The organism is Methylibium sp., from assembly GCF_031393925.1.
Lineage (GTDB): Bacteria > Pseudomonadota > Gammaproteobacteria > Burkholderiales > Burkholderiaceae_C > Methylibium.
In genome coordinates this window covers 1-14,672 of record NZ_JANMWL010000110.1, presented here as the reverse complement: position 1 = coordinate 14,672, position 14,672 = coordinate 1, and the positions used below count along the sequence as shown (strand labels likewise).

The window sequence follows — 14,672 nt, the reverse complement described above, 5'->3', positions numbered from 1 at the left end:
TCGGTCGAGCAGGCCGTGTCGGTGGTGCGCGCCTTCAGCTATTTCTCGCACCTCGCCAACCTGGCCGAAGACAACCACCACGTGCGCCGGCTGCAGGCGCAGGAGCGGCGCAACCAGCCCGAGGACGGCTCGCTCGCGACTTGCATGGCCCGCCTGGCCAAGGCCGGCCTGCAGCCCTCGGACGTGGCGGCGCTGCTCGCGCAGGCCTACATCTCGCCGGTGCTCACGGCCCACCCGACCGAGGTGCAGAGGAAGAGCGTGCTCGACGCGGAGCGCGCCGTCAGCGTGCTGATCGGCGCGCGCGAATCGCTGGTCACCGAGCGCGAGCGTGCGGCCAACGAGGCCATGCTGCGCGCGCGCGTGCAGCAGTTGTGGCAAACGCGGCTGCTGCGCACCTCCAAGCTGAGCGTGGCCGACGAGATCAACAACGTGCTGTCCTACTACCAGAGCACCTTCCTGCGCGAGGTGCCGCGCCTCTACGCCGAGCTCGAGCAGCGCCTGGGCGGGCTCGAGCTGCCGCCGTTCCTGCGCATGGGCAACTGGATCGGCGGCGACCGCGACGGCAACCCGAACGTGGGTGCCGACACGCTGCGCCTGTCGCTCGCGCGCCATGCCGAGACCGCGCTGCGCTTCTACCTGACCGAGGTCCACGAGCTGGGCGCCGAGCTGTCGATGTCGGCCCTGCTGGTGCCGGTGACACCGGCTTTGCAGGCGCTCGCCGAGCGCTCCGGCGACTTCAGCGAGCACCGGCTCGACGAGCCCTACCGGCGCGCGCTGATCGGCGTCTACGCGCGCCTGGCCGGCACCTTGCACGCGCTCACCGGCACCGAGGCGCTGCGCCATGCGGCAGCGCCCTCCGCGCCCTACCCGGGCGCGGGTGCGCTGCTCGACGACCTGCGCACCGTCGAGACCTCGCTGGCGGGCCACAGCGGCGCGGCGCTCGCGGTCGGGCGTTTGCGGCCTTTGATCCGCGCGGTGCAGGTGTTCGGTTTTCAGCTCGCCACCGTCGACCTGCGGCAAAGCTCCGACCAGCACGAGGCGGTGCTCGCCGAGCTGATGCGCGTGGCGCGCATCGAGGCCGACTACGCCTCGCTGCCCGAGGCCGCCAAGGTCGAGCGGCTGCTGGCGCTGCTGAACGACGCGCGCAGCCTGCGCGTGCGCGGCGCCGTCTACAGCGCGCAGGCCGAGGGCGAGCTGGCGGTGTTCGAGGCCGCACGCGAGCTGCGGGCGCGCTTTGGACCAGAGGCCATTCGCCACTGCATCATTTCTCACACCGAGGCGGTGAGCGACCTGCTCGAGGTGCTGCTGCTGCAGAAAGAAGCCGGGCTGCTGACGGGGGTGCTCAGCGGCACGGGCGAGCACCAGGCGCGCGCCGAGCTGATCGTCGTGCCGCTGTTCGAGACCATCGCCGATCTGCGGCAGGCGGCCGCCATCATGCGCGGCTTCTACGGCCTGCCGGGCATCGTGCAAATGCTGCGTGCCTCCGGCGGCGAGCAAGACGTGATGCTGGGCTATTCCGACAGCAACAAGGACGGCGGCTTCTTCACCAGCAACTGGGAGCTCTACCGCGCCGAGATCGCGCTGGTGGATTTCTTTGCGCCGCTGCAAGCCGAGCACGGCATTCGCTTGCGCCTGTTTCACGGGCGCGGCGGCGGGCCGAGCTACCAGGCCATCCTGGCGCAGCCGGCGGGCACGGTACACGGCCAACTGCGCCTGACCGAGCAGGGCGAGGTGATCGCCTCCAAGTACGGCAACCCGCAGATCGGGCGGCGCAACCTCGAGACGCTGGTGGCCGCCACCTTGGAAGCCAGTTTGTTGCGGCCGACGCGCAAGGTGCCGCAGCGCTTTCTGGACGCCGCCGCCGCGTTGTCGGAGCACAGCATGGCCGCCTACCGCGCGCTGGTCTACGAGACGCCGGGCTTTGGCGACTATTTCTTTGCGGCCACGCCGATCCGCGAGATCGCCGAGCTGAACATCGGCTCGCGGCCCGCCGCACGGCCCAAGGAAGGCGCGCCCGCGCGCTCGATCGACAACCTGCGCGCCATTCCCTGGAGCTTCAGCTGGGGCCAATGCCGCGTGGCGCTGCCGGGGTGGTACGGCTTCGGCGCGGCGGTGGAGCGGTTGCTGTCGGACTTTGCGCAGGGGCGCGAGAGCGGGGTCGCGCTGCTGGCGCAGATGAACAGGCAGTGGCCGTTCTTTCGCACCTTGCTGTCCAACATGGACATGGTGCTGGCCAAGAGCGACCTGGCGGTCGCGGCGCGCTACGCCGAGCTGGTACCCGAGCGGCGCATGGCCAAGAAGATCTTCGGCAGGGTCGAGGCGGAATGGCGGCGCACGCAGGAGGCGCTGGCCACCATCACCGGCCAAGCCTCGCGCCTGGCGGCCGACCCGTCGCTGGCGCGCGCCATCGAGCACCGCCGGCCCTACCTCGACCCGCTCAACCACCTGCAGGTCGAGCTGATGCGGCGCTACCGCGCGCAGCAGGAGTCAGGCGCCAAGGCGGACGAGTTGCACGCACGGGTGCAACGCGGCATCCACATGTCGATCAATGGCGTGGCGGCGGGCTTGCGCAACTCGGGGTGACGGTCAAGGGCAAACCGCTCGCGCCGCTGAGTGGCGCTGCGGACGTCGGCCGCGGTGTCGCGATCCGGCCCGGGTCAATCGACGCGTGTGAAAGCCAGCACGACGTTGGTACCGCCGAAGGCAAAAGAATTGCTGATGGCCGCGCGGAGGTTTGGCAGCTCCTCGGCGGACTCGCCAATGATGGGAATGTTGCAGGCCGCATCCAAATTGCGGCACGTGGCCGTGGGCGGCGCCTGGCGTCTGTTCAATGCCAGGATCGTGATGAGAGCTTCGAGCGCGCCGGCGGCGCCCAGCAGGTGACCATGCATCGACTTGGTCGAACTGACTCGCAGCCCTGCGATCGAGTCCCCCCAAACGTGCAGCAAGCTTTCGCACTCGACCGCATCGCCCACCAGCGTCGCAGTGCCGTGCGCGTTGCAGTAGCCGATATCGTCTGCCGCCAGGCCACTCGAGCGCAGGGCATTCCCGAGAGCGCGCACTTGTCCCTGGCTGTGCGGCTTGGTGAGATGGCTTGCGTCGCAGCTCACGCCCGAGCCCGCCAGTTCGGCATAGGGAACGGCGCTGCGAGCGAGCGCGTGTTCATGCGATTCGAGCACCAGCATGGCGGCCCCCTCGCCCAGAACGAGCCCGGAGCGGCTGACGTCGAAGGGGCGGCAGGAGCGGCCAGGTTCGACGAGATCGGGCGTGGCCAGCGTCTGCAAGGCCTGCCATGCACGTACGACACCCGGCACGAGCAGCGCCTCGGCGCCCCCGGCAATTGCGATGTCGATTTCCCCGGCCGCAATGGCCTTGGCCGCCTCGGCGATCGCCAGAGCGGACGAGGCGCAGGCCACCGAATAGGTGTAGACCGGCCCGTGCACGCCGACGCGCATGGCGATGTGTGCCGCTGGCGCATTGGTCATCCCGGCCACCACGCTCAGCGGCGACATGCGACGCTGGAGCCGCAAGGCCTCGTAGGCGTCATCGAGCGCGGTGGCTCCCCCCATGCCACTGCCGATGAAGATGCCGACTCGCTCGGGGTCCAGCTTGTCTGGCCAATGCGCATCGGCCCGGGCAGATTCAGCCGCGGCGACCGCCATCTGGCTCACGCGGTCCGTGCCAACGAGCTGCAGCTTGGTGAACCAGGGCTCGGGCGCAAACGGGGCCCGGGCGACCACGACAGGTGGCAGTTCGTCACGACCCCACAGCCCGATGGCCGAACGACCCTGCAGCAGCGCTTCAAACACGCGCTCGGGATCGTCACCGTGCGGCGACACCAGGCCGAGCCCGGTGACCAGCACGCGGCGGCCCTTCATGTCGCCGGGGCCAGCGCGCGCATGTCGTCGACGACATCGGCCAGCTCGGCGAGTGTCTGAACGCCCGTGCGGTCGTCGGGGTAGTCGATGTGGAAATGGTCTTCGATGATGAACACGAGTTCGGCCAACGAGAGCGAGTCCAGTCCGAATTCAGACAAGGGTTTGTGGGGATCGATGCTCGTTAGATCGACGTCGTAGGACTTCTGGATCAATTTGCGCAATTCGGCAATGGTGTCGGACATGGAATTTCCTTTAAGTAATCAGGCGGTGCGCGCGACCGCGAGCGGCAGTTGCTGCGAAGCTTGCGCATCCCGAGTCGGAGTCATCGCGGCGGACGCTTGGCTTGTGTTGCCAGCGCATTTCAACAACTCGGCGACGACTTGTTGCCGGTCGTTGTCGATCGTGATCATGTGATAAGAATTCTCGAGCACCACGAGGGAGTTGTCGTGATCAGGCAGGGTGCTGAAGGCGCGTTGCACCGCAGCCAGGCTGCAGACTTCGTCTTCGCGTGCGTGCATCACAAGGGTTCGGGTGTGCAGTCGCGGCAAATGCTCGAGCACATGCGCCTTGAGCCGGTCGACCTCATGGATCGCCCACAGCGGCAGACTCGAGGGACCCGCTGCGCTGGACGCACGTTGCTGCATGTCGCGCTCGACCCATTGCCGGATGCGTGGGTTCTTGATGCCATAGGGCGACCGCTCCGCCACCGAGATCAAGCGATCGAGTCCCAGCGCATATCCCAGGCGGCGCCAATGCCGCCAACCGGTCTGGCCCCATCCGTCGTAGTCGAAGGTCGGCGACATCATCACCAGCGCTCGGACCTTGAACTCCCGACGCATGGTCAGGGCCGCCGCGATCAGGCCCCCCGAGCACAAGCCGCCCAGCACGAAAGGCTGAGCCTTGCCCAACTCCCGGTCGATGGCAGACGCTGCTGCTGCCGCCCAATCCTTCCACCCGCCGGGCTTGCGCCGGTCGGCGTCCGTGTAGCCCTCTATTTGCGGCGTGATCAGTTTCACCCCACGGGCTCGCAGGGGCAGCGCAATCATGCCGAATTCGCGTGGGGTGCTCAGCAGGCCGTGCAGCAGCACGATGGGCAATGGAGTCAGACTAGGTTTCAAGGCAGTTTTATGTTGACGATCATGGGGCTGCAGCTTCTGCATGCGAGAGCAGTTTGTCGATGCGCTTGCTGGCTATGCTAGGAGTGCAATCTGAAACGGATCTGAACGGCTGGGCTCGATGCACATCCTCGTAATTGAAGACGATCGAACCTTGCAGGATGGGCTGCTCGGCGTCCTGCAGCGCGCAGGGCACCGCGTGAGTGCGGTAGCGGACGGCCGAGATGCCGATGCGCTGCTGGCGCAAGAGACCTTCGATCTCGTGGTGCTCGATCTCGGGCTGCCAAGACTCGATGGACTGACGGTGCTTCGCCGCCTGCGCCAACGCCGAGGGACGACGCCGGTGCTGATCCTGAGCGCGCGCGACCGGGCAGCGGATCGAGTGATGGGTCTGGATGCGGGCGCCGATGACTACCTCGACAAGCCCTTCGAGCGCGCCGAGTTCGAGGCGCGAGTGCGCGCGCTGCTGCGACGCGGCCACAATGCGGCAACGCAGTTCGGAGGCTTGACTTGGTCTGCCGAGACACGCCAGGCATGGATCGATGGCGCTGATCTCAATCTGACCCGCAACGAGGCGGTCATCCTTGAATCCCTGCTGCAAAGTCCCGGACGAATCATGACCAAGGGCATGCTGGCGCAGCGGCTCGGCCCGGACGACCGGGCCACGAGCGACAACTCCGTGGAGGTTTATGTCTATCGCTTGCGCCGCAAGCTCGCCGCCGCGGGCGTCGGTATCCGCACCGTGCGCGGCTTGGGCTACCTGCTCGAGCTGTTGGTTTGATTGCGTCTGCGATGTGGACCGCAAACTCATTGCGCGCGGCGCTGATCGGCCGCCTTGTACCGGCCTTGGCGGTGATCGGTATCGCCGGTGCCGCGGCCGCTTATGCCTTGGGTGAACGCTATGCAAACCTCGCCTACGACCGATCCCTGTCCGACGATGTGGTGACGCTCGCCGGGCAGCTCGCGCTGCGCGAGGGCAAGGTGCGTGTCGACCTTCCCTCGCAGGCGCGCAAGTGGCTTCTTGCAAACGAAGGCGAGCGTGTGCTCTACCGCGTCATCGATCTTCGCGACGGCACCGTGCTCGACTCCATCGGCAACCTGGGCGCGTGGGCGCGCGATGCGGAGCCAGGCGGGGCTGTTCAGTTCCGCGATGTCACCGTCGAGGGCGTCAGCGTGCGCGTCGGCTCGTTGGTCACGGACGTCCCGCAGACCGAAGTGCCCGTGCTGATCGAAGTCGGCGAGACCCTGGGCAGGCGTCAACGTGTCACGCGCCAAGTCCTGCTGGGCTCGCTGTTGCTGTTCACGTTGATGATCGGTGCGGCCGTCGCCGTTATCTGGCGAGGCACTCAGGTCGCGCTTGACCCGCTGAAGCGCCTGGCAGAGCAGGCCGCCAAGCGATCGGGCGCCAATCTGCAACCGCTGGAGCTAGCGCTGGCCCCGGTTGAAGTCCGTGCCTTGATCGAAGCGATCAACCTGATGATGGCGAGGTTGTCGCGGGCGATGCAATCGCAGAGCCATTTCATCGCCAATTCGGCCCACCAACTGCGTACGCCGCTCGCAGGACTCAGGCTTCAGGCCCAGCTGGCGCTTGACGAAGCCCAGACACTGCCGCTGCGTGCCCGCCTGCTCGAGATCGAGGGAAGTGCTCGACGCGCGGCGCACCTGGTCGAGCAGTTGTTGACGCTCGCCAAGGCCGAGTCCGGCAGCCTCGGCATGATGCAACAGCCTGTCGATCTGGTTGAGCTCGTGCGCCAGGTCATCCAGCGCCTCTTGCCAGCCGCCACCCTTAAAGACATTGATCTGGGCTACGAGGGCCAAGCCACGACCGCCATGGTGCTGGGAAGCGAAGTGCTGCTGGGCGAAATGCTGTCCAACTTGGTCGACAACGCTATCCGGCACGCGAGCAATGCCAGCGTTGTCACGATCAGCGTGGCTGCGACGCCGGAAGGCTTCACGCTGAAAGTCGCCGACGATGGCGATGGCCTGCCGCCGTCTGTCATGGAAAATCCGTTCGCGCGATTCAACAGCATCGACACGGTCGCCGGCGGTGCCGGCTTGGGCTTGGCCATCGTCAAGGAGATCGCGGAACAGCATTTGGCCGTGGTGTCGAACCAATCCGCGCCGCATCGCGGGACTGAAATTGCGGTGAGCTTCCGCGCAGCGTTGCAGGGGTCGTCGTCGTGGCCGTGAGCGGCACCGTGCGCCGAATCGTCGCTGCCGTCCCGGCAACATCACGCTGGACGGTAAAACCAATCTTGCCGCTGCTCGCAGGCATGGATCATCTGGAGCAGGTTCGGGCCGGGTAGTCCACGGGGCTCCCGGCTTTGTCAGCAACAACGGTCGGCCACAATGCCGTGCCCCGTTCGACCGAGTTCAGCTACGGCGCGACCCGGTTGCTCGACTCCATCTTCATGACCGCCCCTTCCGCCTCGCTTCTCGTCAACGGGTTACGGCCCAGCATCTCTGCGGCGTCTTTCAGGCGACAGCGCAGGGCCGCATGAGGCAAGCCGAGACACCCGAGCGCAGCGCCGTGACAACGGCCCCGCAGGACCTAAGCGCTCACACGCCGATGATGCAGCAGTACCTGCGCATCAAGGCCGAGCATCCGGACACCCTGTTGTTCTACCGGATGGGCGATTTCTACGAGCTGTTTTTCGACGACGCGCGCCGCGCGCATCGCCTGCTCGACATCACGCTCACCTCGCGCGGCAACTCGGCCGGCGAGCCGGTGGTGATGGCGGGCGTGCCGGTGCATGCGATCGACGGCTATCTCGGCAAGCTCATCAAGCAAGGCGAGGCGGTGGCGATTGCCGAGCAGGTGGGCGACGTGGCCACGTCCAAAGGGCCGGTCGAGCGCAAGGTGGTGCGCGTGGTGACGCCCGGCACCGTCACCGACAGCGAGTTGCTGGCCGAGCGCGCCGACACCTTGCTGCTCGCGGTGACGCAGCAGCGGGCGAGCTTCGGCCTCGCGTGGCTCGGTGTGGCCAGCGGGCGGCTGGGTTTGACCGAATGCGGCGAGCGTGAACTCCCGGGCTGGCTGGCCAGGCTGGCGCCGGCCGAGGTGCTGGTGAGTGGCGATGCGACGCCGGCCGCGTTGACGGCCGCGCTCGTGGCCACGCGCGCGGCGCTCACCAAGCGGCCGGCCTGGCAGTTCGACGCGGCGCTCGGCGTGCGCAAGCTGTGCGAGCAGCTGCGCGTCGCCAGCCTGGCCGGCTTCAATGCGCAGGATTTGCCGGTGGCGCATGCCGCTGCCGCCGCGCTGCTGAGCTATGCCGAACACACGCAGGGCCGTGCACTCGCGCACGTGGGCCGGCTCAGCGTCGAGCGCGCCAGCGACCTGCTGGAGCTGCCGCCTGCCACGCACCGCAACCTCGAACTCACGCAGACCTTGCGCGGCGAGGACGCGCCGACCTTGTTGTCCTTGCTCGACGTGTGCAAGACCGGCATGGGCTCGCGTGCGCTGCGGCAGTGGCTGAACCATCCGCAGCGCGAAAGGAGCACGGCGCGGGCGCGGCATCAGGCGATCGGTGCATTGATAGAACACGGATTCGCGCCGCTGCGCGAGGCGCTGCGTGGCGTGAGCGATGTGGAGCGGATCACCGCGCGCGTGGCGCTGCGGCAGGTGAGGCCGAGGGAGTTGGCGGGGTTGCGGGCGACCTTGGGCTTGTTGCCGCAGCTGTGCGCGGCGCTGCCACTCGGCGGGCCCCTTGCCCCTCTGGGGGAAGGCTGGGAGGGGGGCGACGCGCATCGGGCTGGGGCTGGGCCGGCCCCCCCCCCAGCCCTCCTCCAGGGGGAGTGGGAGCAAGACGCGGGGGCGTCGCGGGAGGCAGGCGCGGCCAGCGGCGCTCTGCTGGCCCGACTCGCGGCCGGGCTCACGCCGCCGCCCGAAATCGCCCTGCTGCTTGCCCACGCCATCGCCGCCGAGCCCGCCGTGCTGTTGCGCGACGGCGGCGTGATCGCGCGCGGCTACGACGCACCGCTCGACGAGCTGCGCGACATCACGCAGAACTGCGACGCCTTCCTGCTCGAGCTGGAAGCGCGCGAGCGTGCGCGCACCGGCATCGCCAACCTGCGCGTGCAGTTCAACCGCGTGCACGGCTTCTACATCGAAGTGACGCAGGGCCAAACCGCCAAGGTGCCCACCGATTACCAGCGCCGCCAGACGCTCAAGAACGCCGAGCGCTACATCACGCCGGAACTCAAGAGCTTCGAGGACAAGGCGCTGTCGGCGCAGGAGCGGGCGCTGGCGCGCGAAAAACTGCTCTACGAGCAAGTGCTCGACGCGCTGCAGCCGCACCTCGCCGTGCTGTCGGCGCTGGCCCATTCGATCGCCGCGCTGGACGCGCTGGCGGCCCTGGCCGAGCGCGCCGCCACGCTTGGCTGGTGCCGCCCGGAGTTCGTCACGCACCCGTGCATCGAAATCGAGCGTGGCCGCCACCCGGTGGTCGAGGCGCGCCTGGCTGAAACGGGCGGCGCAAGCTTCATCGCCAACGACTGCCGGCTCGACGCGCGCTGCCGCATGCTCGTCATCACCGGCCCCAACATGGGCGGCAAGTCGACCTTCATGCGCCAGGTCGCGCTCACCGTGCTGCTGGCCGCGATGGGCTCCTACGTGCCGGCCAGCGCCTGCCGGCTCGGGCCCATTGATGCCATCCACACGCGCATCGGCGCGGCCGACGACCTGGCCAATGCGCAGTCGACCTTCATGGTCGAGATGACCGAGGCGGCGGCGATCGTGCATGCCGCCACCGAGCAGTCGCTGGTGCTGATGGACGAGATCGGCCGCGGCACTTCAACCTTCGACGGCCTGGCCCTGGCCGGCGCCATCGCCAGCCAGTTGCACGAGAAGAACCGCGCCTTCACCTTGTTCGCCACCCACTACTTCGAGCTGACCGCGTTTCCCGCCAAGCACGCGGGCGCGATCAACGTGCATGTGAGTGCGGTGGAGTCCCCCGCACGCGGCGGCGACGAGATCGTGTTCCTGCACCAGATCGAGCCCGGCCCGGCGAGCCGCAGCTACGGCGTGCAGGTGGCGCGGCTGGCCGGCATGCCGGCGGCTCTGGTGCGCCAGGCGCGCGCCACGCTCGAGGCGCTGGAGGCGCAGCAGGCGAGTGCTGCCGCGCAGATCGATCTGTTTGCCATGCCGGCACCCGCTGCGGCGAGCGAGTCGAGCGAGGTCGAGCGTGCGCTCGGCAAGATCGAGCCTGATACGCTGACTCCTCGCGAGGCGCTCGACGCGCTCTACCGCCTCAAGGCGCTGCAAGACCAAGGGAAAAAAGCATGACCTACTGCATCGGCGTGCGCCTGAACGCCGGCATGGTGTTCCTGTCGGACTCGCGCACCAACGCCGGCCTGGACCAGATCAAGACCTTCAGGAAGATGATCGTCTACGAGAAGCCGGGCGATCGCTTCATGGTGCTGCTGTCGGCCGGCAACCTCTCCATCAGCCAGTCGGTGCGCGAGATCTTGCAGGTGGAAAAGCTCGACAGTGGCCGCGGTGACCCCACCGAGCCGCCGCTCACCATCTGGAACGCCACCAGCATGTTCGACGCGGTGCGCGTGCTCGGCTCGGCAGTGCGGCGCGTGTACAGGCAGGACGCCGCGGCGCTCGAGGCGGCCGGCATCGACTTCAACGCGACGATGATCTTCGGCGGCCAGATCGGCAACGAAGCGATGCGCATGTTCCTGGTCTATTCGGCCGGCAACTTCATCGAAGCCACGCGCGAATCGTGCTACTTCCAGATCGGTGAAAGCAAGTACGGCAAGCCCATCCTCGACCGCGTGATCGCGCCGAGCACCACGCTCGACGAGGCCGCCAAGTGCGCGCTCGTCTCGATGGATTCCACCTTGAAATCCAACCTCACGGTGGGCCTGCCGCTGGACCTGCTGGTCTATGAAAAAGGCGCGCTGCAGTCGAGCCAGATCGCCTGCATCGACGACGACAACCCCTACTTCCGCATGATCCGCAGCAGCTGGGGACAAAGGGTGCGCGAGGCCTTCGAGAGCATCGACGCGCCGCAGTGGAACGGCGGCGCATCCGCGCACCCGCTGTGCACCGCCTCGGCGCGCCATGCACCCATGGGCAAGATCACCACGCCGGACGAAAAGATCGTCTGATGCCCGCCAGCGGCTCGGCCGGCGCGATCGTCTTCGCGCACGCCAACGGCTTTCCGGCCGGCACCTACCGGCTGCTGTTCGCGCGCTGGCGTGCGGCCGGCTACGCGGTGCATGCGATCGAAAAACTCGGCCACGGCGAGGCCTACCCGGTCACCAGCAACTGGCCGCATCTGCGCGACGAGCTGATCCACTTTGCCGAGCGCGAGGCAGCGGGGCCGGCGTTCTTCATCGGCCATTCGCTCGGCGGCTACCTGAGCGTGCTGGCCGCCGCCCAGCGACCCGATCTCGCGCGCGGCGTCGTGCTGCTCGACTCGCCCATCATCAGCGGCTGGAAGGCCCAGGCGCTGCAATGGGCCAAGGCCACCGGCATCGGCGAGCGCTTCTCGCCGGGCTTGGTGTCAAAGCGCCGGCGCCAGCATTGGCCGAACGCCCAGGCTGCGTTCGAGCACTTCGCGCGCAAGACAGCGTTCGCGCGCTTCGAGCCGACCGTGCTGCGCGACTACGTCGCGGCGGGCACCGAGCCGGTCGGTGCGCAGCACACGCTGGCGTTTCGGCGCGATATCGAAACGGCTATCTACAACACCCTGCCGCACCACATTGCGCGCGTGCTGAGGGCGCATCCGCTGACGTGCCAGATGGCGTTTATCGGCGGCACGCAATCGGCCGAGGTTCGGCAGATCGGCATGCGCACGACCGAGCGCTTGGCCGCGGGGCGGGTGTCCTGGGTCGAAGGCTCGCACCTGTTTCCGATGGAGCGGCCGATCGAGGCGGCCGATCGGGTGATCGAGGTATTGCGATCGATGTGAGCCACTGCAACCGGGGCGACGCCTTCCCCTTTCGTGGGAAGGTCGGGAGGGGGGCGGCGCACGCTGGGCTGCACCGGCCCCCACCCCGCAGGGGAGGGAGGAAGAGCCCCGCCGATATAATTTCGCTTTACCACCACGGCACTTTCGACCCTCAAAGAAAGTGCCGCACGACATGACCAAGTTCGTCTTCGTCACCGGCGGTGTGGTGTCCTCCCTCGGCAAGGGCATCGCGTCGGCATCGCTCGCGGCGATCCTCGAGTCGCGCGGGCTCAAGGTCACGCTCATCAAGCTCGACCCCTACCTCAACGTCGACCCGGGCACGATGTCGCCGTTTCAGCATGGCGAGGTGTTCGTCACCGATGACGGCGCGGAGACCGACCTCGACCTCGGGCACTACGAACGCTTCATCACCTCGCGGATGAAGCGGACCAACAACTTCACCACCGGCCAGATTTACAAGAGCGTGCTCGAGAAAGAGCGCCGCGGCGACTACCTCGGCAAGACCGTGCAGGTGATACCGCACGTCACCAACGAGATCCAGGAGTACATCAAGCGCGGCGCCGGAACGCCGGTGCTCGCCGCCGATGCGGCCGACGTCGCGATCGTGGAAATTGGCGGCACGGTGGGCGACATCGAGTCGCTGCCCTTCCTTGAAGCGGTGCGCCAGATGAGCCTCAAGCTCGGCCCCAACCAGACCGCCTTCGTCCACCTCACCTACGTGCCCTGGATCGCCGCGGCCGGCGAACTCAAGACCAAACCGACCCAGCACACGGTGCAGAAGCTGCGTGAAATCGGCATCCAGCCCGACGCGCTGCTGTGCCGTGCCGACCGCCGCATTCCGCAAGAAGAGCGCGAGAAGATTTCGCTGTTCACCAACGTCGCTGAATGGGGCGTGATCTCGATGTGGGACGTCGACACCATCTACAAGGTGCCGCGCATGCTGCACGAGCAGGGCCTGGACGGGCTCATCTGCGACAAGCTGCGCCTGTCCACGCCGCCGGCCAACCTGAAGCGCTGGGACGACCTCGTCCATGAAGTCGAACATCCGCAGCACGAAGTCAAGATCGCCATGGTCGGCAAATACACCGACCTGTCGGACTCCTACAAGTCGCTCAACGAGGCGCTCAAGCACGCCGGCATCCACACCCATGCGCGGGTGAAGATCGACTACGTGGATTCGGAAACGATCACGCCCGACAACGTGGCGCAGCTCGGTGCTTTCGAGGCCATCCTGGTGCCCGGCGGCTTTGGCAAGCGCGGCATCGAGGGCAAGATCACCGCGGCCCGCTACGCGCGCGAGAAGAAGATTCCCTACCTGGGCATCTGCCTGGGCATGCAGGTCGCCACCATCGAATACGCGCGCCACAAGGCCGGCCTGGACGGCGCCAACAGCACCGAGTTCGAGCCCGCGACGGCGCACCCGGTCATTGCGCTGATCGACGAATGGCAGGACGCGGACGGCTCGATCCAGAAGCGCACGGCGCAGTCCGACCTCGGCGGCACCATGCGCCTGGGCGCGCAAAGCTCCGACGTGAAGCCCGGCACCCTCGCGCACCAGATCTACGGCCCGGTCGTCACCGAGCGCCACCGCCACCGCTACGAGGCCAACCAGCATTACCTCGAGCGGCTGCAGGAGGCGGGCCTGGTCATCAGCGCGATCACGCAGCGCGAGAAGCTGACCGAGATCGTGGAGTTGCCGCAAAGCGTGCATCCCTGGTATGTGGGCGTGCAGTTCCACCCCGAGTTCAAGTCCACGCCCTGGGCCGGCCATCCGCTGTTCATCAGCTACGTGAAGGCGGCGCTGGCGCGGCAGGCAGTGGCCACGGAAAAGGTGGCGGCATGAAGCTCTGCGGTTTCGAGGTGGGCCTGGAGCGCCCTTTCTTCCTCATCAGCGGCCCCTGCGTGGTGGAGAGCGAGCAGCTGCAAATGGACGTGGCGGGGCATCTCAAGGAGATCACCGCAGCGCTCGGCATTGCCTTCATTTTCAAGTCCAGCTACGACAAGGCCAACCGTTCGAGCGGCAGCACGTTTCGCGGCCCGGGCATGGACAAGGGGCTGGAAATCCTGGCCAAGGTGAAGAAGGTGCTCGGCGTGCCGGTGCTCACCGACGTTCACTCCGAAGCCGAGATCGCCACGGTGGCGCGCTATGTGGACGTGCTGCAGACGCCCGCCTTCCTGTGCCGCCAGACCGACTTCATCCGCGCGGTGGCGCAGTCGGGCAAGCCGGTCAACATCAAGAAGGGCCAGTTCCTCGCTCCCGGCGACATGAAGAACGTGATTCAAAAGGCGCGCGACGCTGCCCGCGAGAAGGGCCTGCCCGAGGACGTGTTCATGGCCTGCGAGCGCGGTGCGAGCTTTGGCTACAACAACCTCGTGTCCGACATGCGCAGCCTGGCCATCATGCGCGAGACCGGCTCGCCGGTGGTCTTCGACGCCACCCACAGCGTGCAGCTGCCGGGCGGCCAGGGCACCTCGAGCGGCGGCCAACGCGAATTCGTGCCGGTGCTCTCGCGAGCGGCGGTCGCGGTCGGCGTGGCGGGCCTGTTCATGGAGACCCACCCCGACCCCGCCAACGCGCTCAGCGACGGCCCCAACGCGGTGCCCCTGAAGCACATGCGTGCGCTGCTCGAACAACTGCTCAGCATCGACCGCGTGGTCAAGTCGCAGCCGCTGCTCGAGAACGACTTCGCTTGCTGACGAACGTGAGCGCCTTTCGTTGGCCCGGTATGCCTCCTTCCTCTCTCGAGGGAAGGTCG

The 14,672-nt window shown here is 67.5% G+C and carries 11 protein-coding genes; 8 read left to right on the top strand and 3 right to left on the bottom strand.

All coding sequences use genetic code 11. From position 1 onward, the window contains the following. On the top strand, window positions 1-2,583 hold a 2,583-nt coding region (gene ppc / locus RMO12_RS06465), incomplete at its 5' end, for a phosphoenolpyruvate carboxylase (protein ID WP_309638657.1). A 74-nt stretch (window positions 2,584-2,657) separates the two neighbouring features. On the opposite strand, the gene RMO12_RS06460 is transcribed toward ppc, so the two are convergent. Genes RMO12_RS06460 through RMO12_RS06450 form a run of 3 tightly spaced genes read right to left on the bottom strand, consistent with a single transcriptional unit; the run spans window position 2,658 to window position 5,038 of the window. After that, complete coding sequence (locus tag RMO12_RS06460) at window positions 2,658-3,878, bottom strand: beta-ketoacyl-[acyl-carrier-protein] synthase family protein (protein ID WP_309626700.1); 1,221 nt, start codon at window positions 3,876-3,878, stop codon at window positions 2,658-2,660. After that, on the bottom strand, window positions 3,875-4,120 hold the full coding sequence (locus RMO12_RS06455) for a phosphopantetheine-binding protein (RefSeq protein ID WP_309626699.1): 246 nt from the start codon (window positions 4,118-4,120) through the stop codon (window positions 3,875-3,877). Before RMO12_RS06455 ends, RMO12_RS06460 begins: the two co-directional genes overlap by 4 nt. Before the next feature lie 18 nt (window positions 4,121-4,138). After that, window positions 4,139-5,038, bottom strand: a complete 900-nt coding sequence (locus RMO12_RS06450; protein WP_309638656.1) for an alpha/beta fold hydrolase — start codon at window positions 5,036-5,038, stop codon at window positions 4,139-4,141. A 76-nt stretch (window positions 5,039-5,114) separates the two neighbouring features. On the opposite strand from RMO12_RS06450, the gene RMO12_RS06445 reads away from it, so the two are divergent. The 7 genes from RMO12_RS06445 to kdsA all read left to right on the top strand — a co-directional run bounded on the left by RMO12_RS06445 (window position 5,115) and on the right by kdsA (window position 14,613). After that, window positions 5,115-5,774, top strand: coding sequence for a response regulator transcription factor (locus RMO12_RS06445; protein WP_309626698.1), 660 nt, complete (start codon window positions 5,115-5,117; stop codon window positions 5,772-5,774). A gap of 11 nt (window positions 5,775-5,785) precedes the next feature. Next, window positions 5,786-7,183, top strand: coding sequence for a sensor histidine kinase (locus RMO12_RS06440; RefSeq protein WP_309638655.1), 1,398 nt, complete (start codon window positions 5,786-5,788; stop codon window positions 7,181-7,183). A 379-nt stretch (window positions 7,184-7,562) separates the two neighbouring features. Then, window positions 7,563-10,277: a DNA mismatch repair protein MutS gene (gene mutS / locus RMO12_RS06435; RefSeq protein ID WP_309638658.1), complete on the top strand. Its 2,715-nt coding sequence runs from the start codon at window positions 7,563-7,565 to the stop codon at window positions 10,275-10,277. Next, complete coding sequence (locus RMO12_RS06430; protein WP_309638654.1) at window positions 10,274-11,110, top strand: proteasome-type protease; 837 nt, start codon at window positions 10,274-10,276, stop codon at window positions 11,108-11,110. Before mutS ends, RMO12_RS06430 begins: the two co-directional genes overlap by 4 nt. Then, window positions 11,110-11,916: an alpha/beta hydrolase gene (locus tag RMO12_RS06425; protein ID WP_309638653.1), complete on the top strand. Its 807-nt coding sequence runs from the start codon at window positions 11,110-11,112 to the stop codon at window positions 11,914-11,916. The genes RMO12_RS06430 and RMO12_RS06425 overlap by 1 nt, the downstream gene beginning before the upstream one ends. Before the next feature lie 172 nt (window positions 11,917-12,088). Then, window positions 12,089-13,759: a CTP synthase gene (locus tag RMO12_RS06420; RefSeq protein ID WP_309638652.1), complete on the top strand. Its 1,671-nt coding sequence runs from the start codon at window positions 12,089-12,091 to the stop codon at window positions 13,757-13,759. Beyond that, window positions 13,756-14,613, top strand: coding sequence for a 3-deoxy-8-phosphooctulonate synthase (gene kdsA, locus RMO12_RS06415; protein WP_309624181.1), 858 nt, complete (start codon window positions 13,756-13,758; stop codon window positions 14,611-14,613). Before RMO12_RS06420 ends, kdsA begins: the two co-directional genes overlap by 4 nt. The last annotated feature ends 59 nt before the right edge of the window (window positions 14,614-14,672 follow it).

Coding starts and splice junctions, on each gene's coding strand:
- RMO12_RS06430 (WP_309638654.1), top strand. CDS start 10,274: ATGACCTACTGCATCGGCGTGCGCCTGAACGCCGGCATGGTGTTCCTG.
- mutS (WP_309638658.1), top strand. CDS start 7,563: ATGATGCAGCAGTACCTGCGCATCAAGGCCGAGCATCCGGACACCCTG.
- RMO12_RS06440 (WP_309638655.1), top strand. CDS start 5,786: ATGTGGACCGCAAACTCATTGCGCGCGGCGCTGATCGGCCGCCTTGTA.
- kdsA (WP_309624181.1), top strand. CDS start 13,756: ATGAAGCTCTGCGGTTTCGAGGTGGGCCTGGAGCGCCCTTTCTTCCTC.
- RMO12_RS06450 (WP_309638656.1), bottom strand. CDS start 5,038: ATGCAGAAGCTGCAGCCCCATGATCGTCAACATAAAACTGCCTTGAAA.
- RMO12_RS06455 (WP_309626699.1), bottom strand. CDS start 4,120: ATGTCCGACACCATTGCCGAATTGCGCAAATTGATCCAGAAGTCCTAC.
- RMO12_RS06420 (WP_309638652.1), top strand. CDS start 12,089: ATGACCAAGTTCGTCTTCGTCACCGGCGGTGTGGTGTCCTCCCTCGGC.
- RMO12_RS06460 (WP_309626700.1), bottom strand. CDS start 3,878: ATGAAGGGCCGCCGCGTGCTGGTCACCGGGCTCGGCCTGGTGTCGCCG.
- RMO12_RS06445 (WP_309626698.1), top strand. CDS start 5,115: ATGCACATCCTCGTAATTGAAGACGATCGAACCTTGCAGGATGGGCTG.
- RMO12_RS06425 (WP_309638653.1), top strand. CDS start 11,110: ATGCCCGCCAGCGGCTCGGCCGGCGCGATCGTCTTCGCGCACGCCAAC.